Origin of the sequence: Curtobacterium luteum (genome assembly GCF_014646995.1) — a bacterium.
Lineage (GTDB): Bacteria > Actinomycetota > Actinomycetes > Actinomycetales > Microbacteriaceae > Curtobacterium > Curtobacterium luteum.
On the sequence record NZ_BMOI01000018.1, the window covers coordinates 46,142 to 65,688 of the forward strand.

Genomic DNA, 19,547 nt, shown 5'->3' on the forward strand with positions numbered 1-19,547 from the left:
GGGCACGCCCGCCGCACCCGCGAGCAGACGGACGGGAGGCCCGTGGCGGTGCCGCCACGGGCCTCCCGTCCGGTGGGTGGTGTCGTCAGACGATCGGCGCGGCCGTCGATGCGAACTCGCGTCCGAGGACCGCTGCGCGGTAGCGGTCCAGCGCGTCCGGACCGGCCCCGACCGACTCGAGCGCAGCGAGGCCCGCCCCGAGCACCGGCGGAGCCGTGACCCACGTCGGGACCGCACCCGGCACACGCTCGGCGAACCCGGCGACGACCGGCTCCACGAGCAGCGGGTGCCGAGCCGCGAGGACCCCGCCGCCGAGCACGATCGGCACCTCGGACCCCGCGCCGCCGAGCCCGAGCCGCTCGAGGGCCACCGAGGCCATGAGGACGATCTCCTCGGCCTGCCGCTCGACGACCGACCGCGCGACCGCGTCCCCGGCCCCGGCGACCTCGAACAGCAGCGGGCAGAGCCGACCCACCGCCCCCGGGTCGATGCGGCCGAAGTGGAGGCCCTCGGTGACCTCGCGGACGCTCCGCATCCCGAGCGACCGGGGGACCGCGTCCATCAGCGCCGTCGCCGGGCCCCGGCCGTCCTCGGCGCGTGCGGCGTGCCAGAGTGCCCGGTTCCCGAGGTAGGCGCCGCCGCCCCAGTCGCCGGAGACGTCCCCGATCGCCGGGTAACGGACGGTCGCCCCGTCGGCCCGGACGGCGAGGGCGTTGATGCCCGTGCCGCAGACGAGCGCGGCGGCGTCGGGGGAGAGGGTCCCCGCCCGGAGGAGCGCGAACAGGTCGTTGTCGAGGACGTCGGGGGCGCCGCCGTCCTCCGACCAGTGCGCGAGCGCCGCCTCGGCAGCGATGAGTTCGTCGTGCAGGTCGAGCCCTGCGAGGTAGACGTGGGTCGTCCGGACCTCGCGGGTGCCGATCTCGTCGAGCACCCGGGCGCGGACCTCGTCGAGCACCGGACCGACCTCGGCCCATCCCCGGGTCTGCGGGTTCGTCCCGGGGCCGCGGGCGTGGGCGACGAGGCTGCCGTCGAGTGCGATCGCGACGACGTCGGTCTTGCTCCCGCCGCCGTCGACCGCGAGGACGACGTCGTCGGACTCGAGGTCGAGGACCCTCGGGACGCGGACCACGTCGTCCGCGGTGGTCACCGGGCCCCCGCGAGGGTGCTCGCCGACGCACCGTCGGCCGCAGCGCCGCCGCGCGCCCAGGGGATGAGGTCGGCGTTTGCGGCGAGGAGCAGGTCGGTGAGCCGCTCCGCCTTGTCGACCTGCCCGACCAGCGGGTGCGCCCACATCGCGCGGAGGACCCGGTCGCGTCCGCCGTGCACCGCGGCCTCGAGGGCGAGGCGTTCGTAGCCGGCGACGTGCGACACGAGCCCGGCCATGTCCGGCGCGAGGGGCTCGACCGGCAGCGGGGTGATCGTCGACCGGGTGACGCGTGCGGGGACCTCGATGACGTGGTCGTCGGGGAGGAACGGGAACGTGCCGTCGTTCCGCACGTTGAGGACCTGCACGTCGCCGCGGTCACCGAGGATCGAGGAGAGCACGTCGATCGCGGCCTCGGAGTAGTACGCCCCGCCGCGCTGCTCGAGTTCGGCGGGCTTCGTGACGACCGACGGGTCCGCGTACTTCGTGAGCAGGGCACGCTCGGTGTCCATCACGGCCTCGGCGCGGGTGCGTTCGTGCAGCTGTTCCTCGAGCACGACGTCGTGGGCGTAGAAGTAGCGGAGGTAGTACGAGGGCACCGCGTGCTGCAACCGGATGAGGTCGGCGGGCATGTGGACGCTCTCGGCCATCCGCTCGAGGGCTCCAGTGCCGAGGGCTCCGGTGCCGAGGGCTCCGCCGTCGGCGCCGAGGAGCTCGGACAGCACGTCGCGCTCGCTCCCGTCAGCGGAGCGCACGTGCACGCCGCGCTCCCACGTCAGGTGGTTCAGCCCGACGTGGTCGAGCCGGACCGCCTCCGGGGCGACGTCGAACTCACGGGCGAACCGGCGCTGGAAGCCGATCGCGACGTTGCAGAGCCCGACCGCGCGGTGCCCGGCCTCGAGGAGCGCACGGGTGACGATCCCCACCGGGTTCGTGAAGTCGACGATCCAGGCGTCGGGCTTCGCGTGCTCCCGGACGAGCTCGGCGTACTCGAGGACGACCGGGACCGTCCGGAGCGCCTTGGCGAAGCCGCCGGGGCCCGTGGTCTCCTGCCCGATGCAGCACGCCTCGTGCGGCCAGGTCTCGTCCTGCTGTCTGGCCGCCTGCCCGCCGATCCGGAGCTGGAACATCACGGCGTCGGTGTCCGACACCCCGGCGACCACGTCGTCCGTGACGTGCACCGTCCCCGGGTGCCCGGCGTGCGCGAACATCCGCTGTGCCACGCCGCCGACCAACCGACGGCGTTCCGGGTCCGGGTCGACGAGCCAGAGCTCGTCGATCGGCAGTTGGTCGCGAAGCCGGGCGAAGCCGTCCACGAGTTCGGGGGTGTAGGTGGATCCGCCACCGATGACTGCGAGTTTCACTGTGGTGCTATCCCTTCACGCCGGTGAGCGCGATGCCCTCGACGAATGCCTTCTGTGCGAAGAAGAAGATGACGACGACCGGGACCATGACGACGACGGTCATCGCCATCGTCATCGACCAGTCGGTGCCGTGCTGGCCGCGGAAGGTCGCGAGGCCGTACGCCACCGGCCACGCCGCCTGGTTCTCGGACGCGTAGAGCAGTGGTCCGTAGTAGTCGTTCCAGGAGTGGAAGAACATGAAGATCGCCGCGGATGCGATGCCCGGACGGGCCATCGGCACCACGACCCGCGCGAGCACGCCCCACTCGCTGCAGCCGTCCATCCGTGCCGCGTCCCCGTACTCCTTCGGGATCGTGAGGAAGAACTGGCGCAGCAGGAAGATGCTGAACGCGTCGCCGAGCAGGTTCGGCAGGATCAGGGGCCACAGCGTGCCGGTGAGGTGCAGCTCGGACCACATGACGTACACCGGCACCGCAGTGACCTGCGGGGGCAGGAGCATCGCCACGATGATGACCGTGAAGATCGCGTTCGCGCCCCGGAACCGGATCTGGGCGAGGGCGTACGCCGCCGGGACGGAGCTGACGAGCATGAACGCCGTCGCGAGCACCGCGTACAGCGCGGAGTTGCCGAACCACTGCGCGAGCGGCAGCTCCGTGAACACCCGGCCGTAGTTCGCGACGTCGAACGGCTTCGGGATGATCGACGCCGTCAGCGCCTGGTTGCTGGACATGAGCGACGTCAGCACCACGAACACGATGGGCGCGATCGTCACCACGCCGAGCGCGACGAGGGCCGCGTGCTCGGCGATCCAGACGAGCAGGCTCCGGCGCGGACCGCGACCGGTGCCGGCCACACTCCCGCCGGGGCCGGGGCCGGGGCCGGGGCCACGGCGAGTGCGGGCGAGCGGGGACTGGGACACGGCGGTCATCAGGACTCCTCCGGCCGGAACACGCTGATCCGGCGCATCGTGAACACGAGGACGATCGCGGTGATCACGAACAGGACGACCGCCATCGCCGAGGCGTAGCCGAACTGGAAGTTCGCGAACCCGTGCTGGTAGAGCAGCTCGGTGTAGGTGAGCAGCGACGTGCCCGGGTACCCGAGCTGCGCGGCCGTCCCTCCGCCGATCGTCGCCTTCCCGGACGCGACCCCGGAGGCGACGGCCGCCTCCGTGAAGTACTGCAGCGCCGCGATCACCCCGGTCACGACCGCGAACCCGATCACCGGCGCGATCGTCGGCAGGGTGATGTGCCGGACCTGCTGCGGGCCGTTCGCGCCGTCGAGGGACGCGGCTTCGTACAGGTCGCGCGGGACGTCGAGGAGGGCTGCCAGGAAGATGATCATGATGTCGCCCATCACCCAGACGCCCATGATCACGAGCGACGGCTTCGACCACGCCGGGTCGTTGAACCACAGCGGGCCGTCGATGCCGAAGAACCGCAGGATCTGGTTCACCGGACCGGTTCCGGGGTTGAAGAGGAACACGAACGCGACGACACTCGCGACCGGTGGCACGAGGGCAGGCAGGTAGAACAGCGTCCGCCAGAACCCGGTGGCGGTCTTCGCCCGGCTGAGCAACCCTGCGACGAGCAGCGCGCACACGATGCGCACCGGCACCAGGATCACCACGAACCAGATCGTGTTGACCACCGCGGCACCGATCTGCGGGTCCTGCGTGAACAGGAAGCGGTAGTTCAGGAGCCCGACGAACTGCGGTTCCTGCAGCTGGTTGTACCGCGTGAACGAGTAGACGATCGATGCGACGAGCGGGTAGGCGAAGAAGATCACCAGGCCCGCCAAGGCCGGCGCAAGCATCGTCAGGGCGACGAGCCGACGTCGGGACTCGGCGGAGCGGCGCCGACGCGGTGGGCGCGCGGAGCCGGCCGCGGGGGTGGGAGCCGACCCCTTCGGGGAGGCGGGCCGGGAGGCGCGGGTGGGCCGCGCCTCCAGGCTGTCGGTTCCGGGGCTGGTGACGTCCGTCATCACGGACCCGCCAGCTGGTTCGCGTTGTCGATGTCCTGGTCGAGCTGCTGCAGCTTCTGGTCGAGGTTCCCGCCGTCCTCCTGGTACGCCTGCCAGAACTTCGTGAACGTGCCGATGTAGGCGGCACCGTCCGCCGTGCCGGGCGAGGTCATCGTGTCTGCGTTCCCCGCGACGTCGACGAAGGTCTTGTAGTTCTCGTCGACCTCCAGCTTCGGGGACTCGAGCGCCGAGGTGATCGTCGGGATGTTCTTCAGCCCGTTCGCCATCGTGACCTGCGCGTCGGTGTTCGTCGACAGGTACTTCAGCAGCGCCCAGGCGAGCTCGGGGTGCTCGGACCCCTTCGCGATGCCGGCGACGTTGCCCGCGATGTACGTCGAGCCGTAGTGGCCGAGGCCCGCCATCACCGGGGTGGGGGCGGTGCCGTAGTCGAGGTCGGGCTTCTGGTCCTTGATGAACGCGGTGCGGTACTCGCCGTCGATCTGCATCGCGACCTGGCCGGTCTGGAACGCGTTGTCGGCGGCGAACTCCTGCCCGAGGCCCGACGTGAACGCCTTGAGCTTGTCGTAGCCGATCTCGTCGACGAAGTCCTTCTGCCAGGTGATGAGCTTCTTCCACGCGGCGGACGTGCCGATCACGCTGTTGCCCTTGCTGTCGAGCCAGCGGCCGTCGATCATCGGTGCCCAGTGCTCGGGCGAGTTCTCGTAGAAGTCGATGAGCGGGTTGAAGCCGAGCTGCTTGATCGACCCGTCGGCGTTGTACGTCGTGAGCTGCAGCGCATCCGTCTTCAGCTCGTCGAGGGTCTTCGGCGGGCTCGTGATGCCGGCCTTGGCGAACGCCGCCTTGTTGTACATGAGCGCGCTGACGTCGGCCAACGCCGGGAGCGTGCAGCGCTTGCCCTTGTACGCGGTGTACCCACGGACGGCCTTCGGGATGTCCGACAGGTCGACCTTGTCCCGGTCGATGTACGGCGTGAGGTCACGGAACGCGCCCGACGAGCAGAAGCTCCCCACGATCGCCGTGGAGTACGACAGCCCGACGTCGATGTTCTGCCCCGACGAGATCGCCTTCTGGAGCTTCTCGTCGTCCTGGCCGGCGTGGATGTCGACCGTGACGCCGGGGTTGGCCTTCTCGAAGCCCGCGACGGCGCTCTTCACGACGCCGGCTTCGCGCCCGGTGAAGAAGTGCCACAGGGACACGGTGCCCTTGAGGTCCTTCGGGGCCGACTCGTCGATGTTCTGGGCGCTCGACCCGGAACTGCAGCCGGCGATGACGAGCGCGCCGGTGGCGGCGACGGCGGTGGCGGTCACGATGCGCCGGAGCCTCGGACGGGTGAGTGACATGTGGGACTCGCTCTCTGCTCTCGCTCCGGTGGTCCGTCGCGGGGGTGACCGCGGTCGTCGGACCGCGGTCACCCCCGTTTCCGGGCACGCCGAAGAGCCCTGGGACAGGGCCGGGTGGTGGTGCCTCGAGTGGTGCGGGTGGAGGAAGTGGTGCTGGTCGAGCACCTGCGCGGATCAGGTGCGCAGGTGCGGGTCGGGTGCGCTCGCCGGTTCGGGTGCATCCTCGTTGATGCGGTCGACCCGGTCGGCGAGTGCGGCGCGGACGACGTCGATGAGGACGTGGCGCGCGCCGTGGAGGACGGGGGTGTCGGGGACGCCGGGCGCGACGACGGCCGTGGACCAGCGGGTGCGGGTCCGGAGCCATGCCGTCACGGCGGCGGCCAGGGCGGGACCGCCCGCGATGCCGGTCGGGCCGTGCAGCACGACCGTCTCGGGATCGGCGACGGCCAGCGCGGGCAGCACGTTGTGCCCGATGCGCTCGCCGAGGGCGGTCGTGAAGGGGTGCTGTTCCGGCAGTCCGGGCAGCTGTGGGAGCACCTCGCGCCAGTCGGCCGCGGAGCCGTCCGGTGCCGTGATCCCGTGTTCGGCGGCCAGCGCAGCGATCGCGGACTCGGAGATGAGGTCCGCGATGATCGTGGCCGTCGGGTCGATGGCGCGTGCGTCGGCGGGCACGCCCAGGTAGCCGATCTCGCCCGCGGCGCCGGACGCGCCGGTGTGCAGGCGTCCGTCGAGGTCGAGCGCCATGCCGAGGCCCTCCGCCATCCAGAACAGGGCGAAGGAGCCGACGGTCCGGCCGGCGCCGATGTTCCGTTCGGCGATGGCGGCGAGGTTCGCGTCGTTCTCGACGACGACCCGGACCCCGAGCTCGGCGGAGAGGGTCGCCGCCACACGCTCCCGCGGCCAGCCCGGCAGGCCGTCGGTGAAGATGAGGGTGTCCGTCGTGTGGTCGACCGAGGCCTGCACGCCGACCGCGACGGCGGTGACGAGGTCGGGGTCGGTGCCCGCGGCCGTCGCGGCGCGGGTGATCGCTGCCGCGACGATGTCGGTGCCCGGACCACGGACCTCGTCCGGGGACATCGTGTGGGTCGCCACCGGGTAGGCGCGGCCGAGGGCGTCGACGACGGTGGAGCGGACGTCGACGAGCTGGACGTCGACGGCGACCGCGAGGTCCCGGTCGGTGATCGCCTCGTACACGGCGGCACTCGGGCCACGGCGACCGGCCTGCGCTTCGGTTCCGGCAGCCCGGATGAGGTCGGCCGACTCGAGACGGCGGATGATCTCGGCAGCGGTCGGCTTGCTGAGTCCGGTGCGTCCGGCGATCTCGTTGCGGGTGAGCGGTCCGTCGTCGAGGAGGAGCTCGAGCGCCGCGCGGTCGTTGAGCACGCGCAGCAGTCCGGGCTGTCCGGGGGTGCGTCCGCGAGTGCTCATGCGAGGACTGTAACGGACAACCTTCTTTACTGAAAGGTTTGTTCACAGATCCGAAACATGCGTTCCGCGAGGCGGAACGCACGAGACGCGGGGTCGTGGTGCGCGGACGGGAGGCACGGTGCGGGCCGGCACCGTGCCTCCCGTCCCGTGGGTGGTGCCGGACTCCGCCGCGCTGCCCGCACCTACGGCCGCAACAGCACCTTGATCGCGCGACGCTCGTCCATCGCCCGGTAGGCCTCCGCGGTCTCGTCGAGCGGCAGCTCGAGGTCGAACACACGGCCCGGGTCGATCGCGCCCGAGAGCACGTCCGGCAGCAGCTCGGGGATGTACTTCCGCGCCGGGGCCATGCCACCGGCGATCGAGATGTTCGTGTCGAAGAGGTAGCGCGTCCCGATCGTCGGCACGCCGTGCGGCACCCCGACGAACCCGAGCGCCCCACCAGGACGCACCGAGTGCAGCGCCTGGTCCATGCTCTCCTCGGTGCCGACGGCCTCGACCGCCGAGTCCGCCAGGTCGCCGCCGAGCAGCTCCCGGATGGCCGCGACGCCCTCGGCTCCGCGCTCGGCCACGATGTCCGTCGCGCCGAACTCGCGGGCCAGGGCCTGGCGGTCCGCGTGGCGGCTCATCGCGATGATCCGCTCCGCACCGAGGCGCTTCGAGGCCAGCACCGCCGACAGCCCGACGGCGCCGTCGCCGACCACGACGACGGTGCGCCCGGGGCCGACCTGCGCCGACACCGCTGCGTGGTGCCCGGTTGAGAAGACGTCGGAGAGGGTGAGCAGCGACGGCACGAGGGCCGGGTCGACCGGGCCCGGGACCTTGACGAGCGTCGCCGAGGCGTCCGGGATGCGGACGTACTCCGCCTGCGCGCCGCCGACCGGGTGGCCGTAGGCGTCGTTGCCGCCGAAGCCGGAGAGGTGGTCGCACCCGGTGGTCATGCCGTGACGGCAGGCCTGGCAGGTGCCGTCGTTCATCGTGAAGGGGGAGATGACGAAGTCGCCCTCCTCCAGGTCGGTCACGTCGTCGCCGACCGCGACGACGGTGCCGACGAGCTCGTGGCCGATCGGGCGCGGGCGCTTCGTCTCGGTCACCCCGCGGTAGGGCCAGAGGTCGGACCCGCAGACGCAGGCCGCGACGACCCGCACGACGACGTCGTCCGGGGTGATGATGGTCGGCTGGTCGCGGTCCTCGACACGGATGTCCTCGGGGGCGTGGATGATCGCTGCGCGCACGGTGTGCCTCTTCCGTCGGGTGGATGTGGGGTGATCGGCCGGTCGACGTCGTCCGGGGCCGCATCGACACTACGCTCCTGCGGGTGGACGACGACCGGTACGGCAACGACGTCCTCTCGGGCGACTGGCGCTCGCGGGGCGTGAAGAAGGTGCGGCAGGTGCCGCTCGAGCGCGACATGGTCCTGGAGGACCCGGCGACGGGCTGGGCCGGGGCCGTCGTGCGGCTCGAGGCGGGCAACGTCGAGCTCGAGGACTGGAAGGGCCGCACCCGCTCGTTCCCGTTCACGGGGCAGTTCCTGCTGGAGGGTGAGCTCGTCACGCTCGGACGGCCGCAGGCGCCGGTCGGGCGCCGGGCGAGCGGCGGGACCGGTGCGGCTGGGCGGTCTGCCGCGGCTGCAACCATGGCCGGGAGGCCCGGTGCGGCCCCGGCGGTCCGGCACGCGTCCGACGGCGGTCGCCTCCGCACCGCGTCCGGTTCGTTCGCGGTCGAGCAGCAACGCGCGCGAGTGGCGCTGCCGTCGCGGATCATGGTCGAGGGCAAGCACGACGCCGAGCTCGTCGAGAAGGTCTGGGGGTCGGACCTCCGCGTCGAGGGCGTCGTCGTCGAGGAGCTCTCCGGCGTCGACAACCTCGCTTCGGTGCTGGACGAGTTCCAGCCGTCGCGCGATCGGCGGGTGGGTGTCCTCGTCGATCACCTCGTCCCGGGGTCGAAGGAGTCCCGGTTCGCATCCGCGGTCATGCAGGGCAAGTGGGGCGCCCACGTCCTCGTCGTCGGGCACCCGTTCGTCGACGTCTGGCAGTCGGTGAAGCCCGCGCGGCTCGGCCTCGAGGCGTGGCCGACGATCCCGCGCTCGATCGAGTGGAAGAAGGGCATCTGCCAGCACCTCGGGTGGCCGTACTCCGAGCAGGCCGACATCGCGCGTGCGTGGCAGCGGATCCTGGGGCAGGTGCGGACGTTCGCCGACCTCGAGCCGCAGCTGCTCGGCCGCGTCGAGGAGCTCATCGACTTCGTGACGGAGCCGCGGGCCTGACGACCTCGCACCCTGCGGGGCGGCGCGCGTCCCGTTACGGGGGCCGCCTCGGGGACGTGCGCCGTGCCTCCAGGCCGCTGCCGGGCGGAGCGTGCGAGGTTTCCCGCACGGTGCGAGCCGAACGACCTCGCACGGTGCGCGGGACCTCGCACCGTGCCGGGCGGTGGTCGCACCGTGCGAGGCGGCGCGCGTCCCGTTACGGGAGCCCGCCTCGGGGACGTGTGCCGTGCCTCCAGGCCGCTGCCTGCCGGGCGGAGCGTGCGAGGTTTCCCGCACGGTGCGAGCCGAACGACCTCGCACGGTGCGCGGGATCTCGCACCGTGCCGGGCGGTAGTCGCACCCTGCGGGGCGGCGCTCACCACGGGGCGGGAGCCGGCGGCGGGCGCGGATCCGCGTCGCGTCGGTCCCTGCCGGCTCGGGTGCGTCGGCCTAGTCTTGGGGGATGGACGGCATCGACGGTCGCGTGCGCAGCGCCGTCGACGTGTGGCTGCGGTGGCTGCCGCGGTGGCAGATCGGCACCGCCCGCCCGCGAACGAGGATCTGCCGGAAGTGCACCGGTTCGCCGATCGCCCGCGCCGCGGGGTTCGGCCCCGACGTCCCGCACGCCGTCCAGCACGCACTGATCGGCCGGATCTCGACGATCATCGAGGACGCCGTCGACGACTACACGGCGAAGAACCTGCCCCTGCTGCAGCGGGAACTCGAACGGGCGGCTGCGCGCAAGCGGGAGGCGGGCTACCAACCGACCGAGGGGCTGTCGCCGGAGTTCCAGGGCCTCGACGTCGACCCGGAGCCGTCGCCCGGGTCGCCGTTCCTGTTCACCCTCGGGGAACTGACCGGCACGGGGGCGGGGGAGCAGGCGCCCCGGGAGCCCCTCTCGGACGAGGCGAAGGCGGCGCTCCGACACGAGATCGAGCTCTCGGACGAGTGCGCCCGAGCGACCGGCACGGCTGTCTGCCTGGCGCTCGTCGAGCACCGGCCACGGATCGCGGAGGCGGTCGAACGGCTGGTCGAGCCGCAGATCGAGGCCCTCGTGTCCGACATGTTCCGCGGCTTCGACGGCTTCGGCGAGGAGCGGCGCGACGGCTTGTTCTGACGTGCGGCGGGCGCAGCCCGGACCGTTCTGACGTGCGGCCGGCGCAGCCCGGATCGTTCTGACGTGCGGCGAGCGCCGTCCTGACGGGCGACGGGGCCGGGGTCAGCGCCGGCGTGCTGCGCCCGGGGTCAGCGCCGGGGGAGCAGCGTCCGACCGGAGATCACGGTGCCGCGGAGCGACCGGTGCTCGACCGCACTCGTGGGGTCGTCGATGCGCCCGACGACGAGGTCGATCGCCTCGCGCCCGATGCGCTCGATCGGCTGCGCCAGCGTCGTGAACCCGATCCAGTCGTTCGCGAGGGGGTAGACGCCGTCGAAGCCGGTGACCGAGACGTCACGGGGCACCTCGACCCCGAGCCGGTGCAGCGCGTCGCAGACGTCGAGCATCAGACGGTCCGTCGGGCACATGAGCGCCGTGGCCCCGGACTCCCGCACGACCTCGGCGACGTCCGCGGCGACGTCCGCCGGCGGTCGGACGAAACTCGCGTCGATGTCCACGACGGCCACGCCCCGGCCGCGGAGCCGCGCGACCATCGCCTGCGACCGGGCGTACTGCGTGAGGGCGTTGTCCTGTGGGACGGTCAGCACTACGACTGTCTCGTGCCCGGCGGCGGCGACCGTGTCGGCGATCTGCGTGCCACCGTCGGTCTCGTCGCAGTAGACGCTCGACAGCGCCGGGTGCAGTTCCGGCCGGCCGGCCACGACGGTCGCGATGCGTGGAGCGAACTCGGCGATCTCGGCAGCGGGCAGCAGTCCGGAGCACACCACGAGGCCGTCCACACGCATCGAGACGAGTGCTGCGAGGGCGGACTTCTCGTCCTCGACCCGGCCGACGCCGGTGGTGGTGACGACGCGGTACCCGAGCTCCGACGCGCGGCGCTCCATCACGGCGTGCAGCGCGGTGTAGACCATCGAGGACGCATCGCGGACGAGCATCCCGATGGTGTGCGTCCGACCGCGCACGAGGCCGCGGGCCATCGCGTTCGCGACGTAGCCGAGTTCCGCTGCGGCGCGTTCGACCCGCTCGCGCGTCTCGTCCGAGAACCGACCGGTGCCGGACAGCACCCGGCTGACCGCGGACTTCGACACCCCGGCACGCGCCGCGACGTCGAGGATGGTCGGCTGCGAGCCGCGGGCACCGCTCACGCGGTGGTCCGCCGGCCGCGCCGCGCCGCCGCGGTGCGCTGGACGAGGCGGACGACCGCCCGCCACCCGACCAGGAACACGCCGAGCACGATCGTCGCGACGATGACGAACGAGATCGGCAGCGGGTTCCCGTCAACGTCGCCCTGCCCGGTGGCGACCCGGATCGCGAGCCCGACGAACACGGTCAGGACCCACACGACGACACCGGTCGGCCAGGTGCGGAGGGGCCGGCCCCACGCCCCGCTCGAGACGTAGCCGATGGCCCACCCGGCGAGGAACGGGTACGCCGTCGTCCAGAGCGCCCCGGCGGTGTTCGCCTCCCCGTGGGAGGAGCGTCCGATGAGTGCGAACAGGACGACGAGGACGACGTCGACGACGGCTGCGAGCCAGCCCCAGGTGCGTGTGGACACGCCTTCATCATCGCAGCCCCGGACGCGCCCACCCGTTCGTCGACCGGGTTGTGGACGACGTCCCACTGTCCACAGGCCGGACCAGCGGTGCCAGCTCGGAGCGCGGCCGTCGGACGATCGCGCCATGGATGACCACCGTTCCTTCCCACCCACGCCGGACTGCCCGGTGCTCCGGACGCCGCCGGCTCGACCCGACGAGGCGGAAGCACTCCGCCGCCGTGCACGCAGCGGCGAGTTGCAGCGCATCGCACACGGACGGTACTGCGATGCGCGGCAGTGGCACAGGCTCCCACCCGAGCAGCGCCACCACGTCCTCGTCCGATCGCTCGTCGATCGGATCGTGCCCGAGTACGCGGTCTCGCACCGGTCGGCGGCCGTCCTGCTCGGCGTGCCGGTGCTCGGACAGTTGCCGGACAGGGTGCAGCTCATCAGGCGCGGACGTCGCTCCCGCACGACCAACGCGACGTTCGTCGTCCACGACGACCTCGATCCGGAGTCGCGCGACATCCTCCGGTTCACGGCGGACGGCCTGCTGGTCACCGGCTTCGTGCGGACCGCGGTGGACCTCGCCACCACCACGCCGTTCCTCGACGCGGTGGTCGCCCTCGATCGCGTGCTCGCGTTCGGGGCCGACCGGGATGCGATCGAGTTCGGGGTGGACCGACGGGCCTCCCGTGGTCGTCGGCGGGCGCGGAGGTCGCTGGCGTTCGCGGACGCCGCGTCCGGGTCCGTCGGGGAGTCGGTGCTCCGGGTCCGCTTCGACGAGTACGGCACGCCGCCACCCGTCCTCCAGCACCGGTTCTCGGAGCGCGGCTATCCGGACATCGTCGTCGACTTCTGGTTCCCGGAGCAGGGCGTCGTGGTCGAGTTCGACGGGGAGGCGAAGTACCGCGATCCGCAGTTGCGGGGTGGCCGCACCGCCGAGGACGTCGTCGTCGCGGAGAAGTACCGGGAGGACCGGCTCCGAGCGTTCCCGGACGTCACGGGTGTCGTCCGCGTCGGGTGGGCGGACCTGTGGCGAGAAGTCCAGCTGCGCAGCAAACTCCGGCGGGGTCGGGTGCCCATGACGCGCTGAGGGCGGGTCGCACGGTGCGAGGCGGCTCCGACGGTGCGAGGCGGGACCTCGCACGGTGCGAGGCGGCTCCGACGGTGCGAGGCGGGAGCTCGCACGGAGCGAGGCGGCTCCGACGGTGCGAGGTTTCGCACACCGTGGGAGCGCCGGAGCATCGCACGGTGCGCGAAACCTCGCACCGTGCGGCGGCGGCGGCGCCGGCGGCGGCACCGTGCGGCGGCGGCGCCGCACCCGCACCCCCGGCGCGACAGTTCACCCGACGGCGACGCCCGCGGCACCTCGCGTTCACCCACCGCCGCCACACTCAACGACGGCGCGGGAACGTTCCCGCACACCGGGCCCACGCACACCGGGCCCAGCGCCCCAGCGCCCCAGCGCCCCCCCGCGCACCCCACACCCCGTCCCCACACCCCGTCCCCACACCCCGTCCCCACACCCCGTCCCCACACCCCTGTCCCCACACACCCCACGGAGGGAACCGACGTGAAGACCCGAGTCCTCGCAGGCCTCGCGATCGCCGCCGCCGCGACCGTCGCACTGTCCGGCTGCGTCCAGAGCGCGAACGCCGCGAACAGCGCCGCAGACGGCAAGACCGCCCTCACCGTGTTCATCAGCGGTGACACCAACGTCCAGGACCTCTGGGAGAAGTCGCTCATCCCGGCGTTCGAGAAGGCACACCCGAAGATCACCGTGCGCACGAGCATCGACCTGCACGGCGAGCACGACGCCCAGACGCAGGCGAACCTCGCCACCGCGGTCAAGGCCGGCAAGAGCGTCGCGTACGACCTCGTCGACGCCGGCTTCGTCACGACCGCGGGCAAGGCCGGGCTCATGGCGAAGGTCGACGAACAGGGCATCCCGAACCTCGCGGACGTCCCCGAGGCCACGAGGCAGCAGGGCGGCGACAGCGCGATCCCGTACCGGGCCTCGAGCGTGCTCCTCGCCTACGACCCGAAGAAGGTCAGCGACCCGCCGAAGACCCTCGACGACCTCCTCGCGTGGATCGAGGCCAACCCGGGCGAGTTCGCCTACAACTCGCCGTCCTCGGGCGGCTCCGGCGGCTCGTTCGTCGCCACGGTGCTGGCGAAGTACCTCTCCGCCGACGAGCAGACCACGATGCAGACCACGTACGACAAGTCGCTCGAGTCGAAGTGGGACAAGGGCTTCCAGGTCCTGAAGGACCTCGGCCCGTCGACCTACCAGAAGGGTGTGTACCCGAACGGCAACGACCAGGTCGTCCAGCTCCTCGGCTCCGGCCAGATCGCGATGGCACCGGTCTGGAGCGACCAGTTCATCACCTCGCAGAAGACCGGCATCATCCCGAAGTCGATCAAGGCCGTGCAGATCACGGACCCGTCGTTCACCGGCAGTGCGAGCTTCCTCGGCATCCCTGAGACCGAGCCCGCCGCGAAGAAGGCCGCCGCCGAGGAGCTCGCCGACTTCGTGCTGAGCTCGCAGGGGCAGCAGCTCGTCGCGACCGCCGTGTCCGGGTACCCGGTCGTCCCGCTCGACACGCTGCCGGGGTCGGTCGCCGAGCAGTTCGCGGACGCGAACCCCTCGCAGCTCCGCCTCGGCTTCCAGAGCGACTTCGCCGCGGACATGAACGCCGCGTGGGACGCGAAGGTCCCGCAGTGACCCAGGTCGCCGACCGGGAGGCCCGTGGCGCGTCCGCCACGGGCCTCCCGCCCGTCCCCGGTCACGCCGGGGGAGCCGAGGACGCCACGGGTGCCGCGTCGACCGCCGCGCCGGGCACCGTCGACCGTCGCGCCGTCCGCAGTCGGCAGACCCGTCGCGCGCGGGTGACCGGGCTCGCCCTCGTCGCGGCGCCGGTGCTGGTGGTGGTGCTCTTCGTCGGCGTCCCCGTGGTGAACGCCGCGCTGTTCTCGCTCGGCTTCACCGGAGGCCTCAACGAAGCCCTGGCCGACATCGGGCAGGACGTCGTGCACGGGTTCTCGCTCGCCGTGTACGGCACGCTGCTGCGCAACCCGGTGTTCCTCCGCGACCTCGGAGCGACCCTGGGCGTCACCGCGCTGTCCACCGGCCTGACGATCGCCCTGGCCGTGGTCGTCGCGGTGATCCTGCGGCTCCGCGGCGGTCTCGTCGGCAAGACCCTCAGCGTCCTCGCCGTCGTGCCGATCTTCGTGCCGGTCGTCATCGCGAGCTGGTCGATCCTGACCTTCACGGACGCCCAGGGCTTCCTGCGGAGCGTCGGCGCCCAGGTCGGCCTGGAGTTCCCGGTGTGGGGCTACACGCTCGTGGCCGTGGTGTTCGGCAGCGTCTGGACCAGCCTGCCGTTCGCGGTGCTGATGATCGCCGGCGCGCTCCAGGGGACGCCGGACGCGCTCGTCGACGCCGCGAAGGATGCCGGGGCGGGCACCTGGCGGGTCGTCTGGCAGGTGCTCCTCCCGATGGCGCGGACCCCGCTCCTGATCGCGACCACCTTCACCGTGATCGGCGTCCTCGGCTCGTTCACGGTCCCGTACTTCACCGGTCCGAACGCCCCGACGATGCTCGGCGTCGACATCTCGAAGTACTTCCAGGCGTACAACCGCCCGCAGCAGTCCACGGCGATGGCGTTCATCGTGTTCGCCTTCGCCGCGGCCGCGAGCGTGTCCTACCTGCGCTCGACGGTGCGGAGCAACGCCCGCGAGCTCGCCGCCACGAACACGGAGGCGAAGTCGTGATCCGACGCGTGACGGGCACCGCCCTGGTCTGGGCCACGGCGGCCGTCCTCGCCGTGTTCATCGTCGGCCCGCTCCTCTGGCTGGCCGTCCGGGCGTTCGCGACGAGCTGGACGTACCCGAACCTGCTGCCCGACGGCTGGACCCTGCAGTGGTGGTCGACCGTGTTCGAGGACCCGACGCTCGGCGTCGCGATCCAGAACTCGCTCGTGCTCGCGCCGCTCACCGTGCTCATCGCGGCCGCGGTGTGCCTGCCGGCGGCGTGGGCGATCAGCCGGATCGAGTTCCCCGGCCGCCGGGTCGTGCTCGTCGGGCTCTTCGCCACCAACGCCTTCCCGAAGATGGGACTCTTCGTGACGATGTCCGCGATGTTCACGGCGCTCGGCCTCATGAACACGGTGACCGGCATCCTCGTCGTCCACGTGCTCGGGTGCGTGGTGTTCATGACGTGGTTGCCCGCGGCCGCGTTCTCCGCCGTGCCCCGCTCGCTCGAGGAAGCCGCCCGCGACGCCGGCGCGGGACGCTGGGCGGACCTTCTGGACGGTCACGTTCCCGATCGCCTGGCCGGGCATCCTCGTCGCCGTGGTGATGAGCTTCCTCGCGTCCTTCGACGAGGCCCAGGGCACCTACCTCGTCGGCGCCCCGACCTACATGACCATGCCGACGGCGATGTACTCGCTCGTCCTCAACTCGCCGCGCCAGGTCTCGGCCGTGTTCGCGATCGCGCTGAGCATCCCGTCCGTGGTCCTCCTGCTCCTGGCGCGCAAGCACATCATGGGCGGCCGCCTCGCGGACGGGTTCCAGATCCGATGACCACCAGCACCAGCACCAGCAGCACCAGCACGGAAGGCGACCCGATGACGGACGCGACCCTCCTGGCGGAACCCGCCCCGGGCCTCCAGGCAGCACCAGGCCGAGGCGGCGGACTCCTCGTCCGCGGACTCCGCAAGCGCCTCGGTGGCCGCGACGTCGTCGCGGGCATCGACCTCGACGTCGCGCCGGGCGAGCTCGTGTCGCTGCTCGGCCCGTCGGGCTGCGGCAAGACGACGACGCTCCGCATGGTCGCCGGGTTCCTGCCCGTCGACGACGGCACAGTCGCGATGGGCGGTCGGGACGTGACCGACACCGGTCCGGAGCGCCGACCGAGCGCGATGGTGTTCCAGAACTACGCGCTGTGGCCGCACATGACCGTCACGCAGAACGTGGCCTTCCCGCTGCGCACCCGTCGCGTGCCGAAGCAGCAGACCGCCGAGCGCGTGCGGGCCGCCCTCGAACTCGTCGGACTGAGCCACCACGCGACCTCGAAGCCGACCGCGATCTCGGGCGGCGAGCAGCAGCGGGTCGCCCTCGCCCGCGCGGTCGTGCAGGAGCCGGACGTGCTGCTGCTCGACGAACCGCTGTCGAACCTCGATGCGAAGCTCCGGGTCAGCGTCCGCGACGAGATCCGCCGCATCCAGCAGCGCCTCGGCATCACGACGGTGATCGTGACGCACGACCAGGACGAGGCCCTCAGCGTCTCCGACCGCATCGCGGTCATGCACGACGGCCGGATCGAGCAGATCGCGGCACCCGCGGAGCTGTACGCGCGGCCGGCGACGGAGTTCGTCGCCTCGTTCATCGGCTCGACGAGCGCGGTCGGCGGACGCTTCGCGATCGGCGTCGACAGCCGTCCGGGCGACACGGTGCTCGTCCGGCCGGAGCAGGTCGTGTTGTGCGACGACTCGCCGCTCACGGCGACGGTGTCGCGGGTGCTCATGCGGGGCCACTTCGCCGAGGTCGTGCTGCGCGCCGACGACGACGAGCTCCGTGCGTTCGTCAGCGGACCGCCGCCGTCGGTCGGCCACGCGGTCGGGGTGCGGCTCGGCGACGTGCTCGTCTACCGCGAGGGCGTGCTGGTCGGGGGTGCCCGGTGAGCGCGGAGGTCGCGGTCCCGGCGTCCGGGACCGCGCCGCAGGTCGGGGCGGGTCCGGTGGTCGGCTCCGGTCCGGTGGTCGGGTCCGGCCCGGCGGTCGGGTCCGGCCCGGCGGTCGGGTCCGGCCCGGTGGTCGGGTCCGACCCGGCCGGGAGGCACGGTGCGACCCCGCCACGGCTCGTCGCCCACCGCGGTGCGCCGCGCGTCCGGCGGGAGAACACGATGCCCGCCGTCGCGGTCGCGGAGGCGCTCGGCGCGACGACCATCGAGGTCGACGTCCGGCGGACGGCGGACGGCGTCGCGGTCCTGCTGCACGACGAGACCCTCGGCCGGATGTGGGGCGACGCGCGCCGCGTGGCCGACGTGCCGTGGTGCGAGGTCGCCCGGCTCGGCAACGGTCTCGACCGCATCCCGCGGCTCGACGCCGTCCTGGAGCGGCTCGACGGGGGCCGGTCCACCCTGCTCGTCGACCTCACCGACCCCGCCGACGCCGAGGTGGCCGCCCGGACGGTCGCGGCCTCGACCACGACGACACCGGTCGCCTGGTGCGGAGCGCCCACCGCGATGGCCGCGGTCCGCGCGGTCCTGCCCGAGGCCGACGTGTGGCTCGCGTGGGAGTCGCTCGAGCCGCCCACCGTCGACGACATCGCGACGCTGACCCCGTCGACCCTGAACCTCGACGTGGCGTTCCTCACGCCGCGCACCGTGGCCGTCGCGCACGAACTCGGCCTGCAGGTCTCGGTGTGGACCGTCGACGACGCCGAACCCGCGCTGTGGGCGGCGCGGGCAGGCGCGGACTCGATCACGACGAACGACCTCGCGGCGCTGCACGGCGCGTTCGCGGCCGCGGAACGGGACGGCTGGCCGGAGCCCGAACGCGAGCCGACCGAGGCCGAGGTGGCCTCCCGCGCGCAGTCCCTCGCGCACCGCGTCGCCCACGAGGTGATCGCCTTCACCCGTGAGCACCCCGTCGGCGTCGTCGCCACGAAGGCGCACGCCGCAGACCTCGTCACCGACGTGGACCGCCTCGTCGAGCAGCACGTCCGGGGGCGGGTCCGGGCGGTGTTCCCGACGCACGGCTTCACGGGCGAGGAGTACGGCGAGGCACCCGGCGACCGTCACCGCTGGTACCTCGACCCCGTCGACGGCACGACGAACCTGGCGAACGGCGTGCCCTGGACGTCGATGTCGCTCTGCCTCACGCGCGGTGGCCGGCCGGTCGTCGGGGTCGTGGCCGACCCCTGGCGTGGCGAGGTCCTCGAGGCCCGACGCGGCCGGGGGGCCGTCCTCCGCGACCGGGTCCTGCGGCTCGACGACGACCCGCGTCCGCTCGCCGGTGCGGTCGTCGGCACGGAGCTCGACGGGCACCGGCCGTGGCCCGGGTTCGGGGCGTTCCTCGACGCACTCGCCGCGCGGGCCTGCACGCTGCGGGTGCAGGGCTCGGGCACGCTCACGATCGCGCAGGTCGCGGCGGGGCGGGGCATCGGGGGGTGCGTCTCGGCGTTCGACCCGGTCGACCACGGCGCCGCGGTGCTGCTCGTGCACGAGGCCGGCGGCGTCGTCCTCAGCCGCACCGGGCCGGTCGACGGGTTCCCACCGCTCGGCGAGCCGTTCCTCGTCGCGCACCCCGGCGCGGCCGACGAGCTGCACGCCGTCTGGACCGCGGCGCTCGGCGTTCTCTGAGTCGGCGTACAGGGAGCGGACCCCTG

17 protein-coding genes are annotated in these 19,547 nt (G+C 72.6%); 8 read left to right on the forward strand and 9 right to left on the reverse strand.

Annotated elements, in window-relative coordinates:
- Positions 1–85: 85 nt before the first annotated feature.
- From IEY20_RS16030 to IEY20_RS16060, 7 genes are all read right to left on the reverse strand, one after another.
- Positions 86–1,147: an N-acetylglucosamine kinase gene (locus IEY20_RS16030; protein WP_229728124.1), complete on the reverse strand. Its 1,062-nt coding sequence runs from the start codon at positions 1,145–1,147 to the stop codon at positions 86–88.
- Positions 1,144–2,508: a 6-phospho-beta-glucosidase gene (locus IEY20_RS16035; RefSeq protein WP_175328575.1), complete on the reverse strand. Its 1,365-nt coding sequence runs from the start codon at positions 2,506–2,508 to the stop codon at positions 1,144–1,146. Before IEY20_RS16035 ends, IEY20_RS16030 begins: the two co-directional genes overlap by 4 nt.
- A gap of 7 nt (positions 2,509–2,515) precedes the next feature.
- Complete coding sequence (locus IEY20_RS16040) at positions 2,516–3,436, reverse strand: carbohydrate ABC transporter permease (protein WP_175328576.1); 921 nt, start codon at positions 3,434–3,436, stop codon at positions 2,516–2,518.
- Positions 3,436–4,491: a carbohydrate ABC transporter permease gene (locus tag IEY20_RS16045; protein WP_204620480.1), complete on the reverse strand. Its 1,056-nt coding sequence runs from the start codon at positions 4,489–4,491 to the stop codon at positions 3,436–3,438. Before IEY20_RS16045 ends, IEY20_RS16040 begins: the two co-directional genes overlap by 1 nt.
- Complete coding sequence (locus tag IEY20_RS16050; RefSeq protein WP_175328577.1) at positions 4,491–5,831, reverse strand: extracellular solute-binding protein; 1,341 nt, start codon at positions 5,829–5,831, stop codon at positions 4,491–4,493. The genes IEY20_RS16045 and IEY20_RS16050 overlap by 1 nt, the downstream gene beginning before the upstream one ends.
- 174 nt (positions 5,832–6,005) lie before the next feature.
- Positions 6,006–7,259, reverse strand: coding sequence for an ROK family transcriptional regulator (locus tag IEY20_RS16055; protein WP_022903719.1), 1,254 nt, complete (start codon positions 7,257–7,259; stop codon positions 6,006–6,008).
- Between the two features lie 182 nt (positions 7,260–7,441).
- The gene (locus tag IEY20_RS16060; RefSeq protein WP_175328578.1) at positions 7,442–8,491 is read right to left on the reverse strand and encodes a zinc-dependent alcohol dehydrogenase family protein; all 1,050 of its coding nucleotides are present in this window, start codon (positions 8,489–8,491) and stop codon (positions 7,442–7,444) included.
- Positions 8,492–8,574: 83 nt separating this feature from the next.
- Between IEY20_RS16060 and IEY20_RS16065 the strand changes: the two genes are divergently transcribed.
- Both IEY20_RS16065 and IEY20_RS16070 read left to right on the forward strand, forming a co-directional pair.
- Positions 8,575–9,522, forward strand: a complete 948-nt coding sequence (locus IEY20_RS16065) for a DUF3097 domain-containing protein (RefSeq protein ID WP_031273537.1) — start codon at positions 8,575–8,577, stop codon at positions 9,520–9,522.
- 442 nt (positions 9,523–9,964) lie between these two features.
- Positions 9,965–10,618, forward strand: coding sequence for a spermidine/putrescine ABC transporter substrate-binding protein (locus IEY20_RS16070; RefSeq protein WP_175328579.1), 654 nt, complete (start codon positions 9,965–9,967; stop codon positions 10,616–10,618).
- Positions 10,619–10,746: 128 nt separating this feature from the next.
- On the opposite strand, the gene IEY20_RS16075 is transcribed toward IEY20_RS16070, so the two are convergent.
- On the reverse strand, positions 10,747–11,763 hold the full coding sequence (locus tag IEY20_RS16075; protein WP_175328580.1) for a LacI family DNA-binding transcriptional regulator: 1,017 nt from the start codon (positions 11,761–11,763) through the stop codon (positions 10,747–10,749).
- Positions 11,760–12,173, reverse strand: coding sequence for a DUF3054 domain-containing protein (locus IEY20_RS16080; protein ID WP_229728126.1), 414 nt, complete (start codon positions 12,171–12,173; stop codon positions 11,760–11,762). The genes IEY20_RS16075 and IEY20_RS16080 overlap by 4 nt, the downstream gene beginning before the upstream one ends.
- A gap of 124 nt (positions 12,174–12,297) precedes the next feature.
- On the opposite strand from IEY20_RS16080, the gene IEY20_RS16085 reads away from it, so the two are divergent.
- The 6 genes from IEY20_RS16085 to IEY20_RS16110 all read left to right on the forward strand — a co-directional run bounded on the left by IEY20_RS16085 (position 12,298) and on the right by IEY20_RS16110 (position 19,521).
- The gene (locus IEY20_RS16085; protein WP_175328582.1) at positions 12,298–13,248 is read left to right on the forward strand and encodes a hypothetical protein; all 951 of its coding nucleotides are present in this window, start codon (positions 12,298–12,300) and stop codon (positions 13,246–13,248) included.
- A gap of 480 nt (positions 13,249–13,728) precedes the next feature.
- Positions 13,729–14,880, forward strand: a complete 1,152-nt coding sequence (locus IEY20_RS16090) for an extracellular solute-binding protein (protein ID WP_022904564.1) — start codon at positions 13,729–13,731, stop codon at positions 14,878–14,880.
- Positions 14,877–15,929 carry an ABC transporter permease gene (locus tag IEY20_RS16095; protein ID WP_175328583.1) on the forward strand — a complete coding sequence of 351 codons (1,053 nt, stop codon included), beginning with the start codon at positions 14,877–14,879 and terminating at the stop codon, positions 15,927–15,929. The genes IEY20_RS16090 and IEY20_RS16095 overlap by 4 nt, the downstream gene beginning before the upstream one ends.
- Positions 15,930–16,508: 579 nt before the next feature.
- On the forward strand, positions 16,509–16,739 hold the full coding sequence (locus tag IEY20_RS17215; RefSeq protein ID WP_229728127.1) for an ABC transporter permease subunit: 231 nt from the start codon (positions 16,509–16,511) through the stop codon (positions 16,737–16,739).
- Complete coding sequence (locus tag IEY20_RS16105) at positions 16,736–17,839, forward strand: ABC transporter ATP-binding protein (RefSeq protein WP_175328585.1); 1,104 nt, start codon at positions 16,736–16,738, stop codon at positions 17,837–17,839. The genes IEY20_RS17215 and IEY20_RS16105 overlap by 4 nt, the downstream gene beginning before the upstream one ends.
- The gene (locus IEY20_RS16110) at positions 17,836–19,521 is read left to right on the forward strand and encodes an inositol monophosphatase family protein (protein WP_175328586.1); all 1,686 of its coding nucleotides are present in this window, start codon (positions 17,836–17,838) and stop codon (positions 19,519–19,521) included. Before IEY20_RS16105 ends, IEY20_RS16110 begins: the two co-directional genes overlap by 4 nt.
- Positions 19,522–19,547: the final 26 nt, after the last annotated feature.

What these genes read in the sequence shown, in the direction of transcription:
- IEY20_RS16040 (WP_175328576.1), bottom strand. Translation starts at nt 3,436, where the DNA reads ATGACCGCCGTGTCCCAGTCCCCGCTCGCCCGCACTCGCCGTGGCCCC.
- IEY20_RS16045 (WP_204620480.1), bottom strand. Translation starts at nt 4,491, where the DNA reads ATGACGGACGTCACCAGCCCCGGAACCGACAGCCTGGAGGCGCGGCCC.
- IEY20_RS16050 (WP_175328577.1), bottom strand. Translation starts at nt 5,831, where the DNA reads ATGTCACTCACCCGTCCGAGGCTCCGGCGCATCGTGACCGCCACCGCC.
- IEY20_RS16055 (WP_022903719.1), bottom strand. Translation starts at nt 7,259, where the DNA reads ATGAGCACTCGCGGACGCACCCCCGGACAGCCCGGACTGCTGCGCGTG.
- IEY20_RS16070 (WP_175328579.1), top strand. Translation starts at nt 9,965, where the DNA reads ATGGACGGCATCGACGGTCGCGTGCGCAGCGCCGTCGACGTGTGGCTG.
- IEY20_RS16085 (WP_175328582.1), top strand. Translation starts at nt 12,298, where the DNA reads ATGGATGACCACCGTTCCTTCCCACCCACGCCGGACTGCCCGGTGCTC.
- IEY20_RS16105 (WP_175328585.1), top strand. Translation starts at nt 16,736, where the DNA reads ATGACCACCAGCACCAGCACCAGCAGCACCAGCACGGAAGGCGACCCG.